Source organism: Frigoribacterium sp. AC759 (assembly GCF_979256015.1).
Genome location: NZ_CEEDMT010000005.1, coordinates 45,518 through 62,724, shown reverse-complemented (window position 1 = coordinate 62,724; position 17,207 = coordinate 45,518). Strand labels below are relative to the sequence as shown.

The following is a 17,207-nucleotide window of genomic DNA, read 5'->3' as shown; positions in this document are numbered from 1 at the left end:
GCCGGTCGGCCCGCCGCCCCGGGGCGGGTGTATGACTGAACGACCCCATGACGAAGCCACGCGAAGCCCCGAGCCCCGAGCGTCAGAAGTGGCAGGCGTTCGCCGTGTGCGTCGCGGTCGCGGCCCTCACCATCCTCGACCTGTCGAAGGTCAACGTCGGGCTGCCGAGCATCGAGGCGTCGCTCGGCGCCGGCCCGACCGCGCTGCAGCTGATCGTCGCCGGCTACGCGCTCGCCTTCGGCCTCTCGCTAGTCCCCTCGGGGCGTCTCGGCGACCTCAAGTCGCGCCGCCTGATGTTCGTCGTCGGCCTGACCGCGTTCACCGTCGCGAGTCTGCTCTGCGCCCTCGCCCCGTCGATCGAGCTGCTGGTCGCCGCGCGCATCCTCCAGGGCGTCGCCGCGGGCATCCAGATGCCGCAGGTGCTCGGGCTGATCCAGCAGCTCTTCCAGGGGAAGGAACGTGCGCGAGCCTTCGGCTTCTTCGGCGCCATCATCGGCGTCAGCACCGCCTTCGGCCCCACCCTCGGCGGTCTGCTCATCGCGATCGGCGGCCCGGAGGACGGCTGGCGGCTGCTCTTCTGGATGAACATCCCGCTCGGTCTCGCCGCGATCGTCTTCGCGCTGCGTCTGCTGCCGAAGGCGTCGACGGCTCCGAGCGGTCACAACGAGCTCGACCTCTTCGGCATCGTGCTGCTCGGTCTGACGATCTTCACCCTGATGCTGCCGTTCGTGCTGACGACGGGGCAGGGCGACGACCCCCTGCGCTGGCTGTTCCTGATCGGCTTCGTCGTCTTCGGCGCTGCGTTCATCCGGTGGGAGCAGCGCTACAAGGCGAGCGGCAGGTCGCCCGTCGTGCACTTCAGCCTGTTCTCGCTCGCGTCGTACCGCAACGGCACCCTGATCGCGACGGTCTACTTCTGCGCGCTGCCCGCGACGTTCCTGCTGACGACGCTCTACCTGCAGCAGGGGCTGGGGCTCGAGCCCGTCTACGCGGGCATGGTCACCATCCCGTTCGCGCTGACCAGCGCCGTGGCCGCGTTCTACGGCGGACGGCTCGTCGAGCGGTACGGGCGCAGCCTCGTCGTGCTCGGGCTGCTGCTCGTCGCCGTCGGCTTCGTCGCGCTGCTGCTCGCCGCGATCCTCACCCCGCCCGAGATCACGCCGTACGCGATGGGCGTCGGGATGCTGCTCGCGGGCACCGGCGGCGGCTTCGTGATCTCGCCGAACCAGACGTTGACCCTGGCGGAGGTGCCCGTCGAGATGGGCGGCGTGGCGGGCTCGATGGGTCAGGTCGGTCAGCGGGCCGGCACGGCCATCGGCACGGCGGCCGCGGTGTCGACGTTCTACTCGGTGATCGCCGGTGCCGGGGGAGCGGACGGTGCGGGCCTCGTCGAATACCACGAGGCGTACCGCAACGGGTTCCTGGTCGTGCTGGCGCTCATCTCGGTCGCCCTCGTGCTCGGCCTACTCGACCTCCGCGGGCGCAAGACCGGCAAGGTGACGAGCTACTCGGCCGACTGAGCGGTCACGTCGGTCGAGTCGGCCACGTCGCCCGTTTCGCCGGGCCGTTCGGCCCCGTCGCTCGGCCGTTCGGCGACGATCGCGAGCACCTCGTCGTGCAGCAGGCCGTTCGTGACGATCGCCGTGCCGTGCCAGGGGCCGTCACGTCCGTCGGCGCTCGTGAACCGCCCGCCCGCCTCCTCGACGATGGGCACGAGCGCCGCCATGTCGTAGGGCTGCAGGTCGAACTCGCCGGCCATGTCGAGTGCGCCCTCGGCGAGCAGCATGTACGACCAGAAGTCGCCGTAGGCGCGGGTGCGCCAGACCCGGCCGGTCAGATCGAGCAGCTGGGGCAGACGCCCGGCGTCGATCCAGTACTCGAGCCCGTTGAAGCTGATCGACGCGTCGGCGAGGTCGGCGACGCCCGAGACGCGCAACGGCCCTTCGTGCTCGGTCGAGAAGGCGCCGCCGCCCTGCGTGGCCCACCACCGGCGGGCGAGCATCGGGGCGCTGACGACGCCGACCACGGGCACGCCGTCGACCACGAGCGAGATGAGCGACGCCCAGACCGGCACCCCGCGGAGGAAGTTGGCGGTGCCGTCGATCGGATCGACGACCCACTGCCGATGCGACGGGGCGTCGTGCCCGTACTCCTCGCCGTAGAAGGTGTCACCGGGGCGGGCGGACGCGACGCGCTCGCGGATCGCCCGCTCGACCGCCTGATCGGCGTCCGTCACGTGACTGCGGTCGGGCTTCAGCGACACGTGCAGGTCGGCCGACCGGTACCGCTCGGTGCTGATCGAGTCGGCCAGATCGGCCAGCTCGAGCGCGAGCGCCAGATCGTCGGCCCAGGGGGAGGAGGCGGGGGTGGGGTCGGTCACGGTGCCAGCGTACCCAGCGGGGCGGTGCCGACCCGCGCCTCCTCGGCTCGGCCTCGGGGGTCAGCCGCGTTCGTCGTCGCGGGCGTCGTCGGCGGCGGCCGCCTGGTCGCGCGCGGTGACGCCGCCCTTCGACGCGAGCAGCGACTGCAGCGAGGCGAGACGCTCGCGACCGACGTCGCCGAGCTCGCCCGCCTCGACCCGGTCGACGATCTCCCAGTCGTGGGCCTCGGCGAGCGGGATGCCGTCGGCGGGTTCGCCGGCGGCGGGGATGGCGTGCGCGGCGAACGACCGGAGGATGTTCTCGGGGTCGACGTGACCGAGGCCGAACGAGCGCACGCCGGGGGTGTCGACGATCCAACCGCCGGTCGGCACCTTGAACGACACCGTCGACGACGACGTGTGACGCCCGCGGCCCGTGACCGCGTTGACGACGCCGACCTCGCGCTGCGACCCCGTGAGGGCGTTGACGAGCGTCGACTTGCCGACCCCCGAGTGCCCGACGGTGACGGTCACGTGCCCGTCGAGGATCTCGCGCAGCTCGTCGAGCACGGCCGACGGTTCGCCGTCGGGCCCCGCATCGAAGGCCGAGGAGGTGCTGGTCACGATCCGCAGATCGAGGCACGAGAAGTGCGCGGCGAACGGCGCGGGGTCGGCGAGGTCGGTCTTGGTGATGCAGAGGATGGGCTCGACGCCCGCGTCGAACGCGGCGACCAGGTAGCGGTCGACGAGACGGGGGCGGGGTTCGGGGTCGGCGGCCGCGACGACGATCAGCATCTGGTCGGCGTTCGCCACGATCACGCGCTCGACGGCGTCGCTGTCGTCGGCGCTGCGTCGCAGCAGCGTCGTGCGCTCGCGCACCCGGACGATGCGGGCCAGCGAGCCCTCCGCACCGGAGGTGTCGCCGACCACGTCGACGCGGTCGCCGGTGACGACCGACTTCTTGCCCAGCTCGCGGGCGCGTGCCGTCGTGATCTCACGCTCGTCGGGCGTGCCGGCGTCCATCAGCACGCCGTAGCGGCCGCGGTCGACCGTCCACACGACGCCCTCGTCGGCGTTAGCGTAGGCCGGGCGCTGCTTCGTGCGCGGCTTGTTGCCCTTCGGGTTCGGGCGCACCCGCACCGAGCTCTCGTCGTACTGGGCGTAGTCGCCCTCGTCGGCGTCGTCGCCGTCCGTCCACCAGCTCATGCCGCGTGCCTCACAGGAATCCGAGCAGGTCGATGTCGGCCGGGCGCGCAGGCGACCGCCGACCGAGGAGGTCGTCCCAGAGCTCGACGAACTGGGGCAGCGTCTTCGACGTCACGCCGACGTCGTCGATCTCGACGCCGTCGACCGCGAGACCGATGATCGCGCCGGCTGTGGCCATGCGGTGGTCTTCGTAGCTGCGCCACTGGCCCGCGTGCAGCGGCGACGGCTCGAGGTGCAGACCGTCGTCGAGCTCTTCGACCGACCCGCCGAGCGCCGTGATCTCGGCCGCGAGGGCCGCGAGGCGATCCGTCTCGTGCCCACGGAGGTGACCGATGCCCGTGATCGTGCTGGGCCCGGACGCGAGGGCGGCCAGGGCGACGAGCGCGGGCGCCAGCTCGCCGCCGCGCGAGAGGTCGACGTCGACGCCGGGCAGCGAGCCCCCGCCGATCAGGCCGACGCCGCCGTCGACGGTGAGCGTGTCGCCGTCGAGGGTGACGGTCGCGCCCCAGAGGGGCAGCAGCTCGATCAGGTCGGCGCCCACCTGCGTGGTCTCGGTGGGCCAGTGACGGATCGACACGGTGCCCCCGGCGACCAGGGCCGCGACCAGGAACGGCGCGGCGTTCGACAGGTCGGGTTCGATCGTGACGTCGCGGCCCGAGATCGGGCCGGGTGCGACCCGCCAGACGCCGAGCTCGGGCGACTCGACCTCGACGCCGCGTCGGGCCAGGGTCTCGATGGTCATCTCGATGTGCGGCAGGCTCGGCAGCCGCTCGCCGGTGTGCCGGAGGCTCAGGCCGCGGCTGAAGCGCGGTGCCGAGAGCAGCAGGCCCGAGACGAACTGGCTCGAGGCGGAGGCGTCGATCTCGACCTCGCCGCCCTCGACCTCGCCGGTGCCGTACAGGCTGAAGGGCAGGGCGCCGCGACCGTCGTCGGACACGTCGACGCCCAGGGCGCGCAGCGAGTCGACGGTGGTCGTCATGGGGCGGCGTCGTGCGCTGGCGTCGCCGTCGAATGAGACGGGCCCCAGGGCGAGTGCGGCGACCGGCGGCAGGAACCTCATGACCGTGCCGGCGAGCCCGCAGTCGACGCTCGTACCGCCGGTCAGCTCGGACGGGGTGATCAGGTAGTCGGGGCCGAACGGCTCGTCGTTCGCGACCTCGTCGATGCGCACACCGAGACCCCGCAGGGCCTGCACCATGAGATCGGTGTCGCGCGAGTGCAGCGGCAGTCGCAGCGTGGAGGGCTCGGAGGCGAGCGCCGAGAGCACGAGCTCGCGGTTGGTCAGCGACTTCGACCCCGGCAGCGACAAGGAGGCGCGGAGCGGCCCGGTCGCCCGGGGCGCGACCCAGCGACCGTCGTCCACCTCGGGGGCGCGGCCCTCGTCGTAGGGACTGAACTCGGGGCCGGAATACCTGAAGACCTGCATCGGTTCACCACCGTAATGCAACGAACAGCGGGAGGACCTGTGCCGACAGCACTTGCACCGAGAGAGATCACCGTGGCCGAACTAGAATCGGCCGTGATGATCACCCTCGAGGGCGACGAGCCCACTTCAGAGCCCACCGGCGCGACGGCACGGCCCGCCGTGACGAGCGAGTCGACCGGCGCGACGGCTCCGGCCGCCGAGACCGTCGACGCCGTCGTCGAGGCGGTCGACGAGGCCTCCGTCGGCGAACCCGATCTGCGGGCGCTCTTCGAAGAGCAGGCTCTGCCGTTCATGGATCAGCTCTACGCCGCGGGAATGCGGATGACCCGCAACCCGGCCGACGCCGCCGACCTCGTCCAAGAGACGTTCGTCAAGGCCTTCGCCGCGTTCTCGCAGTTCACGCAGGGCACCAACCTCAAGGCCTGGCTGTACCGCATCCAGACCAACACGTTCATCAACACCTACCGCAAGAAGCAGCGCGACCCCTACCAGGGCACGATCGACGAGCTCGAAGACTGGCAGATGGGCGGCGCCGAATCGGCGACCCGCGCCTCCGGCAGCACCCGCTCGGCGGAGGCCGAGGCGATCGACCACCTGCCCGACAGCGCCGTGAAGGACGCCCTGCAGAAGGTCCCCGAGGACTTCCGCATGGCCGTCTACTTCGCCGACGTCGAGGGGTTCTCGTATCAGGAGATCGCCGACATCATGAAGACCCCCGTGGGCACGGTCATGAGCCGTCTCCACCGCGGTCGCCGTCTGCTCCGCGAGCTGCTGGCCGACTACGCGCGCGGTCGCGGTATCGAGGTGCCGGTGGGCACGACATCGAAGGGCAGCAAGAAATGACCGACTGCGGTTGCGACAAGGCCAAGGCCGAACTCGAAGAATATCTGCACGACGAGCTGTGCCGCGAAGACGCGGCCGACATCCGTGAGCACATGGCGACCTGCGGCGACTGCGCGGGCGAGCACGAGGTCGGGGTGGTCCTGACCGAGGCCGTGCAGCGGGCCTGCCGCGAGACGGCGCCCGAAGACCTGCGTTCTACGGTGCTCGCGCGACTGCGCGAGCTGCAGTCGGCTCACCGCTAGAACCCGCGGGCGCCGAGGAGGCACGGGTCGGCCGGCCCCCTCCGCCGCCGGTCGTCACGGGCGGCGGGCCTGCGCTAGCGTCGGTGCATGACCGCACCGGTGCAGCCCCTCGGTACTCCGACCGCTCGCGACCTCGACGACCTCGTGTCGTTGATCCGCCTCCTCGGCTACACCCTCGACTCCGACGTCCTGTCGGCCCGGCTCGGGCGCCTGTCGATCGACGGCGGTCATGAGACCTGGGTCGTGCGCGACGCCGACGACCGCATCACCGCCGTCGCCGGCGGGCGCATCGTCTGGGCCTACAACGACGACTCACCCACGGCCGAGCTGCTGCTGCTGGTGGTCTCCGAGGTCGGACGTCGCGACGGACTCGGCTCGCACCTCCTCGGGCACGTCGAGACCTGGGCCCACGGGCACGGCGCCCGTGTCGTCAACGCCGTCGGCGCAGCCGCGACCGACACCGCCAGCCGGTTCTACCGCAAGCGCGGGTACCACGAGGCCGGCGTCCGCTACTCGAAGCTCATCTGATCGCGCGGCGCTCGCCCGCCGCCGCGCTCGCGAGCCGGCAGGAGTCGGCCAGCGGAAGAGGATGTCCGCCGGAGGCACGACGGTGACGAGCGCGTGCAGGGCGACCCCGACGCCGAACGACAGGCCGATGCCGAGCACCGTCCAGCTGAGGCTCGTGGCCCCCACGCGCTCGGTGACGGCGACGGCCATCGCCAACCCGACGAAGTGCGAGAGGTAGTAGACCACGCTGCGACGGCCGACGACGGCGAGCAGTCTCGACACCCGACGGTGCTGGAGGGCCTGAGCCGCCCGCACGATGGCGATCATCCCGACGGCGACCGCGGGCGCCATGCTGGGCAGGTAGTGCACCTCGGCGGTGCCCCGCGCGACGGCGATGGCGACGCAGGCGGCGGCCGCGACGGCGCTGACGACGACGGCCTGCGGCGTCCTCGCGACGGCGACCAGGCGGCTCGGCAGGCGGGTGAGGGCGACGCCGCCCATGAAGAAGGCCAGGAGGACGAAGAAGCGGTCGATCTCGGGGTCGGTGCCGACGCGGGGCGTGACGAGGGCGATCGACCAGGCCCCGACGGCCACGATCGTCGGCGGCAGGCGCCTCGTGAGCAGGGCGATGGCGGAGAAGACCAGCAGATACGCCAGGAACCACACACCCGCCGGCGCGGCCAGCCGCGTGCTGAGCAGTGACTCGACCGGTGAGCTCAGCACTGCCGAGCCGTTCGCCGCGACGACCTGGATGCCCCAGGACATCAGCGACCAGACGACGAGGGGCCACGCCACCCCCGCCAGACGTCGCGTGACGAAGCGCCATGGCCCGTGGCGCAGCGATGCGGGGACGAAGAGGCCGCTCAACACCATCAGCAGGGGCATGCGGAAGGGCGCCATCGCGTCGTTCAGCCACACCAGCGGAGCCGGAACGAGATGCGCGTTCTGCTGCAGGACGACGTAGTGGAACAGGACGACCAGCACGATGCAGGCTCCCCGCACGGTGTCCGTCCACGTCTCACGTGTCGTGGTGCCGGGATCGCGTCGAGCAGGCTGATGAAACGTCATGTATGCAAAATATCATAGACATATCAGTTTGTCGTGGTAACAGAGAGACGGGGCGACAGAGAGACGGGGCGCAGCATCGTGCGATGCTGCGCCCCGTCGTCGAGCGATGAACCGTGCCTACAGCGTGAGCGCCTTCTCGATCAGCTCGGTCTGCTGGCGGGCGCTGGCCTTGGTCGACCCGGCAGCCGGAGACGCGGACGCCGGGCGCGAAGCCACCGTGATGCGGCGGTCGAGGTGCTTCTGCAGCTCGAGCACGACGAACGGCCAGGCGCCCTGGTTCTCGGGCTCCTCTTGCGCCCAGAACAGCTCGGCCTCGGGGTACTGCGCCAGCACCTCGCGGATGCGGTCGAGGGCCAAGGGGTAGAGCTGCTCGAGTCGGACGAGCGCGACGTCGTTCTGCACGCCCCGCTTGTCGAGCTCGGCGGCGAGGTCGTAGTGGATCTTGCCGCTGTGCAGCACGACGCGCTTCGTCGTCGACGGGTCGGAGACGCGGGTGCAGTCGAGCACGGGCTCGAAGCGGCCGGTCGTGAAGTCGTCGACGCCGCTGGTCGCACCGCGCAGTCGCAGCATGGCCTTCGGCGTGAAGACCACCAGCGGCCGGCGGGGGCGAGCGTAGGCCTGACGGCGCAGCAGGTGGAAGTACGACGCGGGGGTCGACGGCCGGGCGATCGTCATGTTGTCTTCGGCGCACAGCTGGAGGAAGCGCTCCATACGGGCCGACGAGTGGTCGGGGCCCTGGCCCTCGTAGCCGTGGGGCAGCAGGAGGACGACGCTCGAGCGCTGCCCCCACTTCTGCTCGGCGCTCGAGATGAACTCGTCGACGACCGTCTGGGCGCCGTTCGCGAAGTCGCCGAACTGCGCCTCCCACATGACGAGGGCGTCGGCGCGCTCGACCGAGTAGCCGTACTCGAAGGCCATCGCCGCGTACTCGCTGAGCAGGGAGTCGTAGATCCAGAGCTTGGCCTGGTCGTCGGAGATGTACTGCAGGGGCAGCCACTCCTGGCCGTTCTCACGGTCGTGCAGCACGGAGTGGCGCTGCACGAAGGTGCCGCGTCGGCTGTCTTGGCCGGCGAGACGCACGGGCGTGCCCTCCGTGACGATCGAGCCCATCGCGAGCAGCTCGCCGAAGGCCCAGTCGATGTTGCCGTTGCGGCTCATGTCGACGCGCTTCTTCAGCAGCTGCTGGAGCTTCGGGTGCACGACGAAGCCCTCGGGCGGGTTGTCGTGCGCGTCGCCGATGCGGTGCAGCAGCTCGAGGGAGATCGCCGTCGACTCGGGCTCGCCGGCGCTGTCGTCGCGCTGGGTCGCCGGGCGCTCGAGGTCGGCGACGTCGTGCGCATCGCCGGTGATGACGGGGATCGACCCGGTCTGGGCGGCGTGCGTCTCGGCGAAGGCCCGCTCGAGTCGATCCTGGAAGTCGCGGTGGGCGCCGTCGTACTCGTCTCGCGTGATGTCGCCTCGGCCGACGAGGGCCTCGGTGTACAGCGTGCGGACGCTGCGCTTCTCCTCGATGAGGTTGTACATCAGCGGCTGGGTCATCGAGGGGTCGTCGCCCTCGTTGTGGCCCCGGCGGCGGTAGCAGACGAGGTCGATCACGACGTCGCGCTTGAACTGCTGGCGGTAGGCGAAGGCGAGCTCCGCCACCCGCGCCACGGCCTCGGGATCGTCGCCGTTCACGTGGAAGACGGGAGCCTGGATGGTCTTCGCGACGTCGGTCGAGTAGACCGACGACCGCGACTCGGACGGCGGGGTCGTGAAGCCCACCTGGTTGTTGATCACCAGGTGGATCGTGCCGCCGACGCGGTAGCCGCGCAGCTGCGACATCTGCAGCGTCTCGACGACGACGCCCTGCCCGGCCATGGCGGCGTCGCCGTGGATCAGGATGGGCAGCGTGCCGAAGACCCCGGAGGCGCCGCGGTCCTGTTTGGCGCGGACGATGCCCTCGAGCACGCCGTCGCCGGCCTCGAGGTGCGAGGGGTTCGCGGCGATGTAGACCGGGATGGTCTCGCCCGTCGCGCTCGTGAACTCGCCCTCGGTGCCGAGGTGGTACTTGACGTCGCCGGAGCCCTGGACGGTCTTCGGGTCCTGGGTGCCCTCGAACTCGCGGAAGATCTGACCGTAGGTCTTGCCGGCGATGTTGGTGAGGACGTTCAGACGACCGCGGTGGGCCATACCGATGGCGACCTCGTCGAGGCCCTCGCGAGCGGCCTGCTGCAGCACCGTGTCGAGCAGGGAGATGGTCGACTCGCCGCCCTCGAGGCTGAAGCGCTTCTGCCCGACGTACTTCGTCTGCAGGAACGTCTCGAACGCCTCGGCCTCGTTGAGCTTCGCGAGGATGCGCATCTGCTCGTCGTGCGACGGCTTCACGTAGGGGACCTCGACGTGGTCCTGGACCCACTTGCGCTGCGCAGGGTCCTGGATGTGCATGTACTCGATGCCGATCGTGCGGCAGTACGAGTCGCGGAGGATGCCGAGGATGTCGCGGAGCAGGAGGTTCGTCGTGCCGCCCAGGCCGCCGGTGACGAACTCGCGGTCGAGATCCCAGAAGGTGAGTCCGTGGCTCTCGATCGCGAGGTCGGGGTGCGTGCGCTGGCGGTACTCGAGCGGGTCGATGTCGGCCATCAGGTGACCTCTGACCCGGTAGCTGTTGATCAGCTCCTGCACGCGCGCCGTCTTGTTGATGCGCTCGGCGATGTTGACGTTGATGTCGGGGTTCCAGCGGATCGGCTCGTAGGGGATCCGCAGCGCCGCGAAGATGTCCTCGTAGAAGCCGCGCTGACCGATGAGCAGCTCGTGGACCTTCTTGAGGAACTCGCCGGAGCCGGCTCCCTGGATGACACGGTGGTCGTACGTGCTCGTCAGGGTGATGGTCTTGCCGATGCCGAGCTCGACCAGGGTCTTCGACGCCGACCCCTGGAACTCGGCCGGGTAGTCGAGCGCCCCGGCGCCGATGATCGACCCGGCGCCCTTCATCAGGCGCGGCACGCTGTGGACGGTGCCGATGCCGCCCGGGTTGGTCAGCGAGATCGTGTTGCCCTGGAAGTCGGCGGCGGCGAGCTTGTTGTCGCGAGCCCGCTTGACGACGTCCTCGTAGGCCTGGAGGAACTCGCCGAAGTGCATCTCGTCGGCCTGCTTGATGCCGGGCACGAGCAGCGCCCTCGTGCCGTCGGGCTTCGGGATGTCGATCGCGAGACCGACGTTGATGTGCGGGGGAGTGACGATCGAGGGCTTGCCGTCGACCTCGTCGTAGAAGACGTTCTGGCTCGGGAACTCCTTCAGGGCCTGGACGAGGGCCCAGCCGATGAGGTGCGTGAACGAGATCTTGCCGCCGCGCGCCCGCTTGAGGTGGTTGTTGATGACGATCCGGTTGTCGATCATCAGCTTCGCCGGGATCGTCCGAACGCTGGTCGCGGTCGGGACGGAGAGGCTCGCGTCCATGTTCGTCGCCAGCGACTTGGCCATGCCCCGCAGCGGTGCGACCGTGTTCACGGGCTCGGGCGTCGGCTGCTCGGCGGTGGACTCGGCCCGTGCCGGCTCCTTCTTCTTCTTCGGAGCCTCGGCCGGGATCGGCTTCTTGGCGGGCTCGACGGAGGTCGTGCGGGCCGCGACCGACTTCTTGGCCGGAGCGCCGTCGCTCGGGGCCTGGTCGGGTGCGGGGGCCGGGGCCGCCGCCGGGGTGGCGGCGTCCGTCTGCGGGGGAGCGGTGGTCGGCGTCGACTCGGACGAGGTCTCGGAGGGGCTGTACGCCTCGAGCACGGGCCACCACGATTCGTCGACCGAGTTCTTGTCGACCACCCACTGCTCGTAGAGCTCGTCGACCAACCACTCGTTGGCCCCGAACTCGGCCGCCGCGCCGTCGTCCGTCGTTCCCGTCACGTGGCTAGTCACTGCCGATCGCCCACTCTCCGTTGATTGTTGATCAGGTGGGGCCCCGAGGGGCCCGCCTCGACCCAGCTTAAACGCTTACCGCGCTCCGGGGCTCTCGGACTCACAGGGATTAACGTTGTCCGCATGAGGTTCTACGAGACGACGCCGACCCACGACCTGACCTACTCCGACGTGTTCCTGGTGCCCAGCCGGTCGTCGGTGACGAGTCGCCTCGACGTGTCGCTCGCCCCCGGCGACGGCACCGGTGCCACCATCCCGGTCGTCTCGGCGAACATGAACTCGGTCACCGGGCCCCGCCTGGCGGCCACGCTCGCCCGGCGGGGCGGTCTCGGGGTCCTCCCTCAGGACATGCCCCTCCAGCAGCTCGACGCCGCCATCCGCTGGGTCAAGAGCCAACCGGTCGAGTACGACACCCCCTACACGCTCGACGCCGGCCAGACGGTCGACGCCGCGCTGTCGACCGTCCCCGCCGTCGAGGGCCACGGCATCGTCCTGCACGACGCGGACGGCGCCTACCTCGGCTGCATCGCCGCCTCCCGCCTCGCGACGGCCCCCCGCGACGCCGTGCTCGGCGACCTCCTCCACGGCGCGCTGACCTCGCTCGACGCCGACGACGTCGAGGGCCCCCGCGCGGCGTTCGACCGCCTCGTCGCCGCCGACCTCGACTTCGCCCCGGTGCTCCGGCACGGCCGCGTCGTCGGAACCGTCAGCCGGAAGAGCGCCCTCCGCTCGACCCTCTACCAGCCCGCGCTCGACGCCGGTGGGCGGCTCCGCGTCGCCGCGGCCGTCGGCATCAACGGCGACGTGGCCGAGAAGGCCAAGGCGCTCGCCGCGGCCGGCGTCGACGTGCTCGTCATCGACACCGCGCACGGCGACCAGGACGGCATGGTCAAGGCCATCGCTGCCGTCTCGGCGCTCGGGCTCGGCCTGCCCATCGTGGCCGGCAACGTGGTCACCGAGCAGGCCGTCCATCACCTGGTCGGCGCCGGGGCGACCATCGTCAAGGTGGGCGTCGGTCCCGGCGCGATGTGCACCACCCGCATGATGACCGCGGTCGGGCGGCCCCAGTTCTCGGCGGTGCTCGAGACGGCGGCCGCCGCGAAGGCCCTCGGAGCCCACGTCTGGGCCGACGGCGGCGTCCGCTACCCCCGCGACGTCGCGCTGGCGCTCGCCGCCGGAGCAGCCTCGGTGATGATCGGCTCGTGGTTCGCCGGCACGATCGAGGCCCCCGGCGATCTGGCAAGCGACGAGCGCGGCCTCTACAAGGAGAGCTGGGGCATGGCCTCGACCAAGGCGGTGCAGGGTCGCTTCGAACGACTCGACCCCTACGAGCTGGCTCGCAAGACCCTGTTCGCCGAGGGGATCTCGTCGTCGAAGATCTACCTCGACCCGCTGCGCCCCGGGGTTGAGGACCTCCTCGACATGATCACGTCGGGCGTCCGCAGCTCGTTCACCTACGCCGGGGCCCGTTCGGTGCCCGAGTTCGCGGAACGCGCCCTCGTCGGCGTGCAGTCCGCCGCAGGCTACGAGGAGGGGAAGGCCCTGCCGGTCGGCTGGTGAGAAGAGGCCCCGAGGGGCGCGCGAGTGCCGTAAGCTCTTCCGTCTATGGACGACCCTCCGTCTCCGACGCCGATCGCGTCGACGACCCCCCTCCCGCACCGTTCCGAGCGAGGTGACCGTTCGTCGTGAACGAGTGGATCCTCCTCGGCTTCGGCCTCCTCCTCACCATCGGCACCGGGCTGTTCGTCGCGAGCGAGTTCTCGCTCGTCAACCTCGACCGGTCCGAGCTCGAATCCCGACAGGGCAAGGGCGAGAAGGGGCTCACGACCACCATCGGGGCCCTGCGCATCACCTCGACGCACCTGTCGAGCGCGCAGCTCGGCATCACGCTGACGACGCTGCTCACCGGTTACACGATGGAGCCGGCGATCTCGCGACTGATCTCGCCTCCGCTTGTGGGCGCGGGCGTCCCGGAGGCCGCCGTGACGATCGCGGCGCCGATCGTGTCGATCGTGGTCGCGACCCTGCTCTCGATGATCATCGGCGAGCTCGTGCCCAAGAACTTCGCTCTGGCCCTCCCGCTCAAGACGGCGAAGCTCGTCATGCCGTTCCAGGTCGGGTTCACCACGGTCTTCAAGCCCGCCGTCGCGCTGCTCAACAACACCGCGAACGGCATCCTCCGCGCGATCGGCGTCGAACCCAAGGAGGAGCTCTCCGGTGCACGGACGGCCGAAGAGCTCTCGTCGCTCGTGCGTCGATCGGCGACCGAGGGCAGCCTCGAGGCCGACACCGCGACGCTGCTCTCTCGCACGCTGGCCTTCAGCGATCACACCGCCTCCGACGTGATGACCCCGCGACCCCGGCTGTCGTCCGTCTCGCGCACCGACAGCGCCGAGACGGTGCTGCAGCTGGCCCGACGGACGGGCTACTCGAGATTCCCGGTGACCGACGACGGCATCGACGACGTCGTGGGCCTCGTGCACGTCAAGCAGGCCGTGTCGGTCCCTCGTGAGCGTCGCGCCGACGTGCCCGTCTCGGCCCTGCAGACCGACGCCGTGCGAGTGCCCGAGACCATGACCCTCGACAACCTGCTGACCGAGGTCAGGGGCAGGGGCTACCAGATGGCGGTCGTCGTCGACGAGTACGGCGGCACCGCCGGGGTCGTCACCCTCGAGGACCTCATCGAAGAACTGGTCGGCGAGGTGTCGGACGAGCACGACCGCAGCCGCGTCGACGTCGTCCGATCACGCAACTGGCTGACCTTCCCGGGTCTGCTCCGCCCCGACGAGCTGCTCGAGCGCGCCTCCGTCAAGGTGCCGGAGGACGGCCCGTACGAGACCGTCGGAGGATGGCTGATGAGCGAGCTCGGACACCTGCCCTCGGCGGGCGACGTCGTCGAGACCGAGGCCGGCGCGTTCCGCGTCGAGCGGCTCGACGGGCGTCGGATCGATCGGATCCGCTTCACGCCCGCCACGGACGACGACCCGGTCGACGGGTCGGGTGCGGTGCCGGTCGACCCGACCCGCGCCTCCTCGGCCACCGCTGCGGCGACCCCTCGCGGGTCGTCCGCCGACCGGAAGGCCGTCCGATGAGCGGCGACTGGTTGGGCATCGTCTGGCTCGTGCTGCTGCTGATGGGCAACGCGTTCTTCGTCGGGGCCGAGTTCGCCGTCATCTCGGCCAGACGGTCGCAGATCGAGCCCCTGGCCGAGGCTGGCAGCCGCGCCGCGCGCACGACCCTCTGGGCGATGGAGCACGCCACGATGATGCTCGCGACGACGCAGCTGGGCATCACCATCTGCTCGCTGCTCATCTTGAACGTGTCCGAGCCGTCGATCCACCACCTCCTGGAGGGGCCGCTCGGTCTGACCGGATTGAGCCCCGAGCTCGTGAGCGTCGTGGGCTTCGTCATCACATTGGTGCTCGTGTCGTTCCTGCACGTGGTGTTCGGCGAGATGGTGCCGAAGAACATCTCGTTCTCGCTGCCCGACCGCGCAGCGCTGATGCTCGCGCCGCCGCTCGTCGCCATCGCACGCGTGCTGCACGTGGTCGTCGTCTCGCTGAACTGGTCGGCGAACACGGTGCTGCGGGCGTTCAAGGTCGAACCGAAAGACGAAGCCGCCAGCGCCTTCACCGTCGACGAGGTCGCCAACATCGTCGCGCAGTCCCGCCGCGAGGGCACCCTGACCGACGCCAGCGGCACCGTCCAGGCGGCGTTCGAGTTCACCGAGAAGAAGGTCTCCGACGTGGCCGTGCCCATGCCGGGCCTCGTCACCCTGCCCGAAGACGCGACGCCGTCGGACGTCGAGCGGGCCGTCGCGCAGAACGGCTTCTCGCGCTATGTGCTGGTCGACGACCAGGGCGACCCGACGGGCTACCTGCACCTCAAAGACGTGCTCGACCTCGACGACGACGAGTTCGGCGACCCTGTGCCGCCGAAGCGGATCAGACAACTCATCTCGATCTACCGGGGCACCGACCTGGAGGACGCCCTGGCGACCATGCGCCGCAGCGGCGTGCACGTCGCGCGGTCGTTCGACGAGTACGGCACGACCGAGGGTGTGCTCTTTCTGGAGGACATCCTGGAGGAGCTCATCGGCGAGGTTCAGGACGCCACGCGACGCGGTCGCTGACCGCGCCGCGGCGTCCATGTGACGCAGAAGGGGCCCCCAGCATGGCTGGGGGCCCCTTCTGCGTCACCTCGATGGGCGGGGTTGCTGGCGGCGGCGTCGAGGTGACGCGAAAGGGGCCCTCGGGGTGAGCGAAGGCCCCTTCTGCGTCACCTCGATGGGCGCAGGTTGGGGACCAGCGTCGAGGTGACGCAAAAGGGGCCCTCGGGGTGACTGAGGGCCCTGTTCGCGTCACTTCGATGAACTGCGGGCCGCGGCCGCGGCTGGCGCGGCGGGTCAGCGCGCGCGGAAGGGTGCGCGCTGGTACTGCGCCGGCACGTAGTCGAGCTCGACCCCGAGCTCGGCGGCGGCCCGCAACGGGAAGTGCGGGTCGCGGAGGAACTCGCGCGCCATCAGCACCACGTCGGCCCGACCGCTCGCGACGATCTCGTCGGCCTGCTCGGCCCCGACGATGAGGCCGACCGCGCCGGTCTCGACCTCGGCCTGCGTGCGGACGTGCTCGGCGAAACGCACCTGGTAGCCGAGGCCGACCGGGATGCTGACCCCGGCGACCAGGCCGCCGGTCGAGATGTCGAACAGGTCGGCACCCGCCTCGCGCGACCACGCGGCCACGGTCGCGGTGTCGTCCTCGTCCCAGCCGCCCTCGGCCCAGTCCGTGGCGCTGAAGCGCACGAGCAGCGGGTAGTCGTCGCCGACCTCGGCGCGCACGGCCCGGACGACCTCGAGCAGGAGGCGCGCCCGGTTCTCGAGGGAGCCCCCGTACTCGTCGGTGCGCTCGTTGCTGAGCGGCGAGAGGAACTGGTGCAGCAGGTAGCCGTGGGCGGCGTGCAGCTCGATCAGCTCGAAGCCGGCGTCGACCGAGCGGCGAGCGGCGACACGGAACGCCTCGACCAGACCGCCGACCTCGGCGGTGGTCAGGGCCACAGGCTCGTCGTAGCCCTCGAAGGCGACGGCGGACGGTGCGACCGTCTGCCAGCCGCCCCGGTCGGCCGGCACGGTGCCCTGCTCGGCGCTCCACGGGCGGAACGTCGACGCCTTGCGACCGGCGTGCGCCAGCTGGACGCCGGGCACGGAGCCCTGCGACCGGATGAACGCCGTGATCGGGCGGAACGCCTCGAGCTGCTCGTCGTTCCAGAGACCGAGATCCTGGGGAGAGATGCGGCCCTCGGGGGTGACCGACGTGGCCTCCGCGATCACCGCACCCGCGCCTCCTCGGGCCAGCGCACCAAGGTGCACGAGGTGCCAGTCGGTCGGGACGCCGTCTTCGCGCTCGGCCGAGTACTGGCACATGGGCGCGACCCAGAGCCGGTTGCGGAAGCTCTGTCCGCGCAGCGTGATCGGATCGAAGAGTCCGAGGGGGCGGTCGCCGACCTCGTCGCCGTTCTGCGCGGAGGTCTGCGGGGTGGTCGTGGGTGTCGCTGCCGTCTGGGTCACGAGTGGGGTCATCGCCTTTCGATGGTGGATCGTCGTCGGGGTGCAACGGTACGCGGGGGCGGGATGTTCCCTCGGGCGCGGTGCAGCGGGGAAGGGCGCGGCTGC

Annotated in this window: 12 protein-coding genes and 1 pseudogene; 7 read left to right on the top strand and 6 right to left on the bottom strand. The window is 70.8% G+C overall.

Annotated elements, in window-relative coordinates; all coding sequences use genetic code 11:
* The first annotated feature begins 47 nt into the window (after positions 1–47).
* Entirely contained in the window at positions 48–1,520 is a 1,473-nt protein-coding gene (locus tag ACZ6JE_RS06700) for an MFS transporter (RefSeq protein WP_464318512.1), read from the top strand.
* Here the strand turns inward: ACZ6JE_RS06700 and ACZ6JE_RS06695 are convergent.
* Genes ACZ6JE_RS06695 through aroA form a run of 3 tightly spaced genes read right to left on the bottom strand, consistent with a single transcriptional unit; the run spans position 1,505 to position 4,991 of the window.
* The gene (locus ACZ6JE_RS06695; protein ID WP_464318511.1) at positions 1,505–2,380 is read right to left on the bottom strand and encodes an inositol monophosphatase family protein; all 876 of its coding nucleotides are present in this window, start codon (positions 2,378–2,380) and stop codon (positions 1,505–1,507) included. The two genes, ACZ6JE_RS06700 and ACZ6JE_RS06695, sit on opposite strands and share 16 nt — an antisense overlap.
* A gap of 60 nt (positions 2,381–2,440) precedes the next feature.
* Positions 2,441–3,565 carry a ribosome small subunit-dependent GTPase A gene (gene rsgA / locus ACZ6JE_RS06690; protein ID WP_243215103.1) on the bottom strand — a complete coding sequence of 375 codons (1,125 nt, stop codon included), beginning with the start codon at positions 3,563–3,565 and terminating at the stop codon, positions 2,441–2,443.
* 10 nt (positions 3,566–3,575) lie between these two features.
* The gene (gene aroA / locus ACZ6JE_RS06685) at positions 3,576–4,991 is read right to left on the bottom strand and encodes a 3-phosphoshikimate 1-carboxyvinyltransferase (RefSeq protein ID WP_320478194.1); all 1,416 of its coding nucleotides are present in this window, start codon (positions 4,989–4,991) and stop codon (positions 3,576–3,578) included.
* Between the two features lie 72 nt (positions 4,992–5,063).
* Between aroA and ACZ6JE_RS06680 the strand changes: the two genes are divergently transcribed.
* From ACZ6JE_RS06680 to ACZ6JE_RS06670, 3 genes are all read left to right on the top strand, one after another.
* Positions 5,064–5,834, top strand: coding sequence for a sigma-70 family RNA polymerase sigma factor (locus tag ACZ6JE_RS06680; protein WP_243215101.1), 771 nt, complete (start codon positions 5,064–5,066; stop codon positions 5,832–5,834).
* On the top strand, positions 5,831–6,076 hold the full coding sequence (locus ACZ6JE_RS06675; RefSeq protein WP_055796555.1) for a zf-HC2 domain-containing protein: 246 nt from the start codon (positions 5,831–5,833) through the stop codon (positions 6,074–6,076). The genes ACZ6JE_RS06680 and ACZ6JE_RS06675 overlap by 4 nt, the downstream gene beginning before the upstream one ends.
* 87 nt (positions 6,077–6,163) lie before the next feature.
* On the top strand, positions 6,164–6,604 hold the full coding sequence (locus ACZ6JE_RS06670; protein ID WP_243215100.1) for a GNAT family N-acetyltransferase: 441 nt from the start codon (positions 6,164–6,166) through the stop codon (positions 6,602–6,604).
* A gap of 108 nt (positions 6,605–6,712) precedes the next feature.
* Here the strand turns inward: ACZ6JE_RS06670 and ACZ6JE_RS06665 are convergent.
* Positions 6,713–7,651 (bottom strand): annotated as a pseudogene (locus tag ACZ6JE_RS06665) (acyltransferase family protein); the annotation flags it as partial.
* A gap of 117 nt (positions 7,652–7,768) precedes the next feature.
* A complete protein-coding gene (locus ACZ6JE_RS06660; protein ID WP_243215099.1) occupies positions 7,769–11,539 on the bottom strand; it encodes a multifunctional oxoglutarate decarboxylase/oxoglutarate dehydrogenase thiamine pyrophosphate-binding subunit/dihydrolipoyllysine-residue succinyltransferase subunit in 3,771 nt (1,256 codons plus the stop codon).
* A 123-nt stretch (positions 11,540–11,662) separates the two neighbouring features.
* Between ACZ6JE_RS06660 and guaB1 the strand changes: the two genes are divergently transcribed.
* The 3 genes from guaB1 (at position 11,663) to ACZ6JE_RS06645 (ending at position 15,671) form a co-directional block, all read left to right on the top strand.
* Positions 11,663–13,099: a GMP reductase gene (gene guaB1, locus ACZ6JE_RS06655; RefSeq protein WP_192058237.1), complete on the top strand. Its 1,437-nt coding sequence runs from the start codon at positions 11,663–11,665 to the stop codon at positions 13,097–13,099.
* Positions 13,100–13,224: 125 nt separating this feature from the next.
* Positions 13,225–14,631 (top strand): hemolysin family protein, encoded by a 1,407-nt coding sequence (locus ACZ6JE_RS06650; protein ID WP_464318510.1) that lies wholly within the window; start codon positions 13,225–13,227, stop codon positions 14,629–14,631.
* Positions 14,628–15,671, top strand: coding sequence for a hemolysin family protein (locus tag ACZ6JE_RS06645; RefSeq protein ID WP_192058233.1), 1,044 nt, complete (start codon positions 14,628–14,630; stop codon positions 15,669–15,671). The genes ACZ6JE_RS06650 and ACZ6JE_RS06645 overlap by 4 nt, the downstream gene beginning before the upstream one ends.
* 273 nt (positions 15,672–15,944) lie before the next feature.
* On the opposite strand, the gene ACZ6JE_RS06640 is transcribed toward ACZ6JE_RS06645, so the two are convergent.
* Positions 15,945–17,114 (bottom strand): NADH:flavin oxidoreductase/NADH oxidase, encoded by a 1,170-nt coding sequence (locus ACZ6JE_RS06640; RefSeq protein WP_464318509.1) that lies wholly within the window; start codon positions 17,112–17,114, stop codon positions 15,945–15,947.
* Positions 17,115–17,207 lie beyond the last annotated feature (93 nt).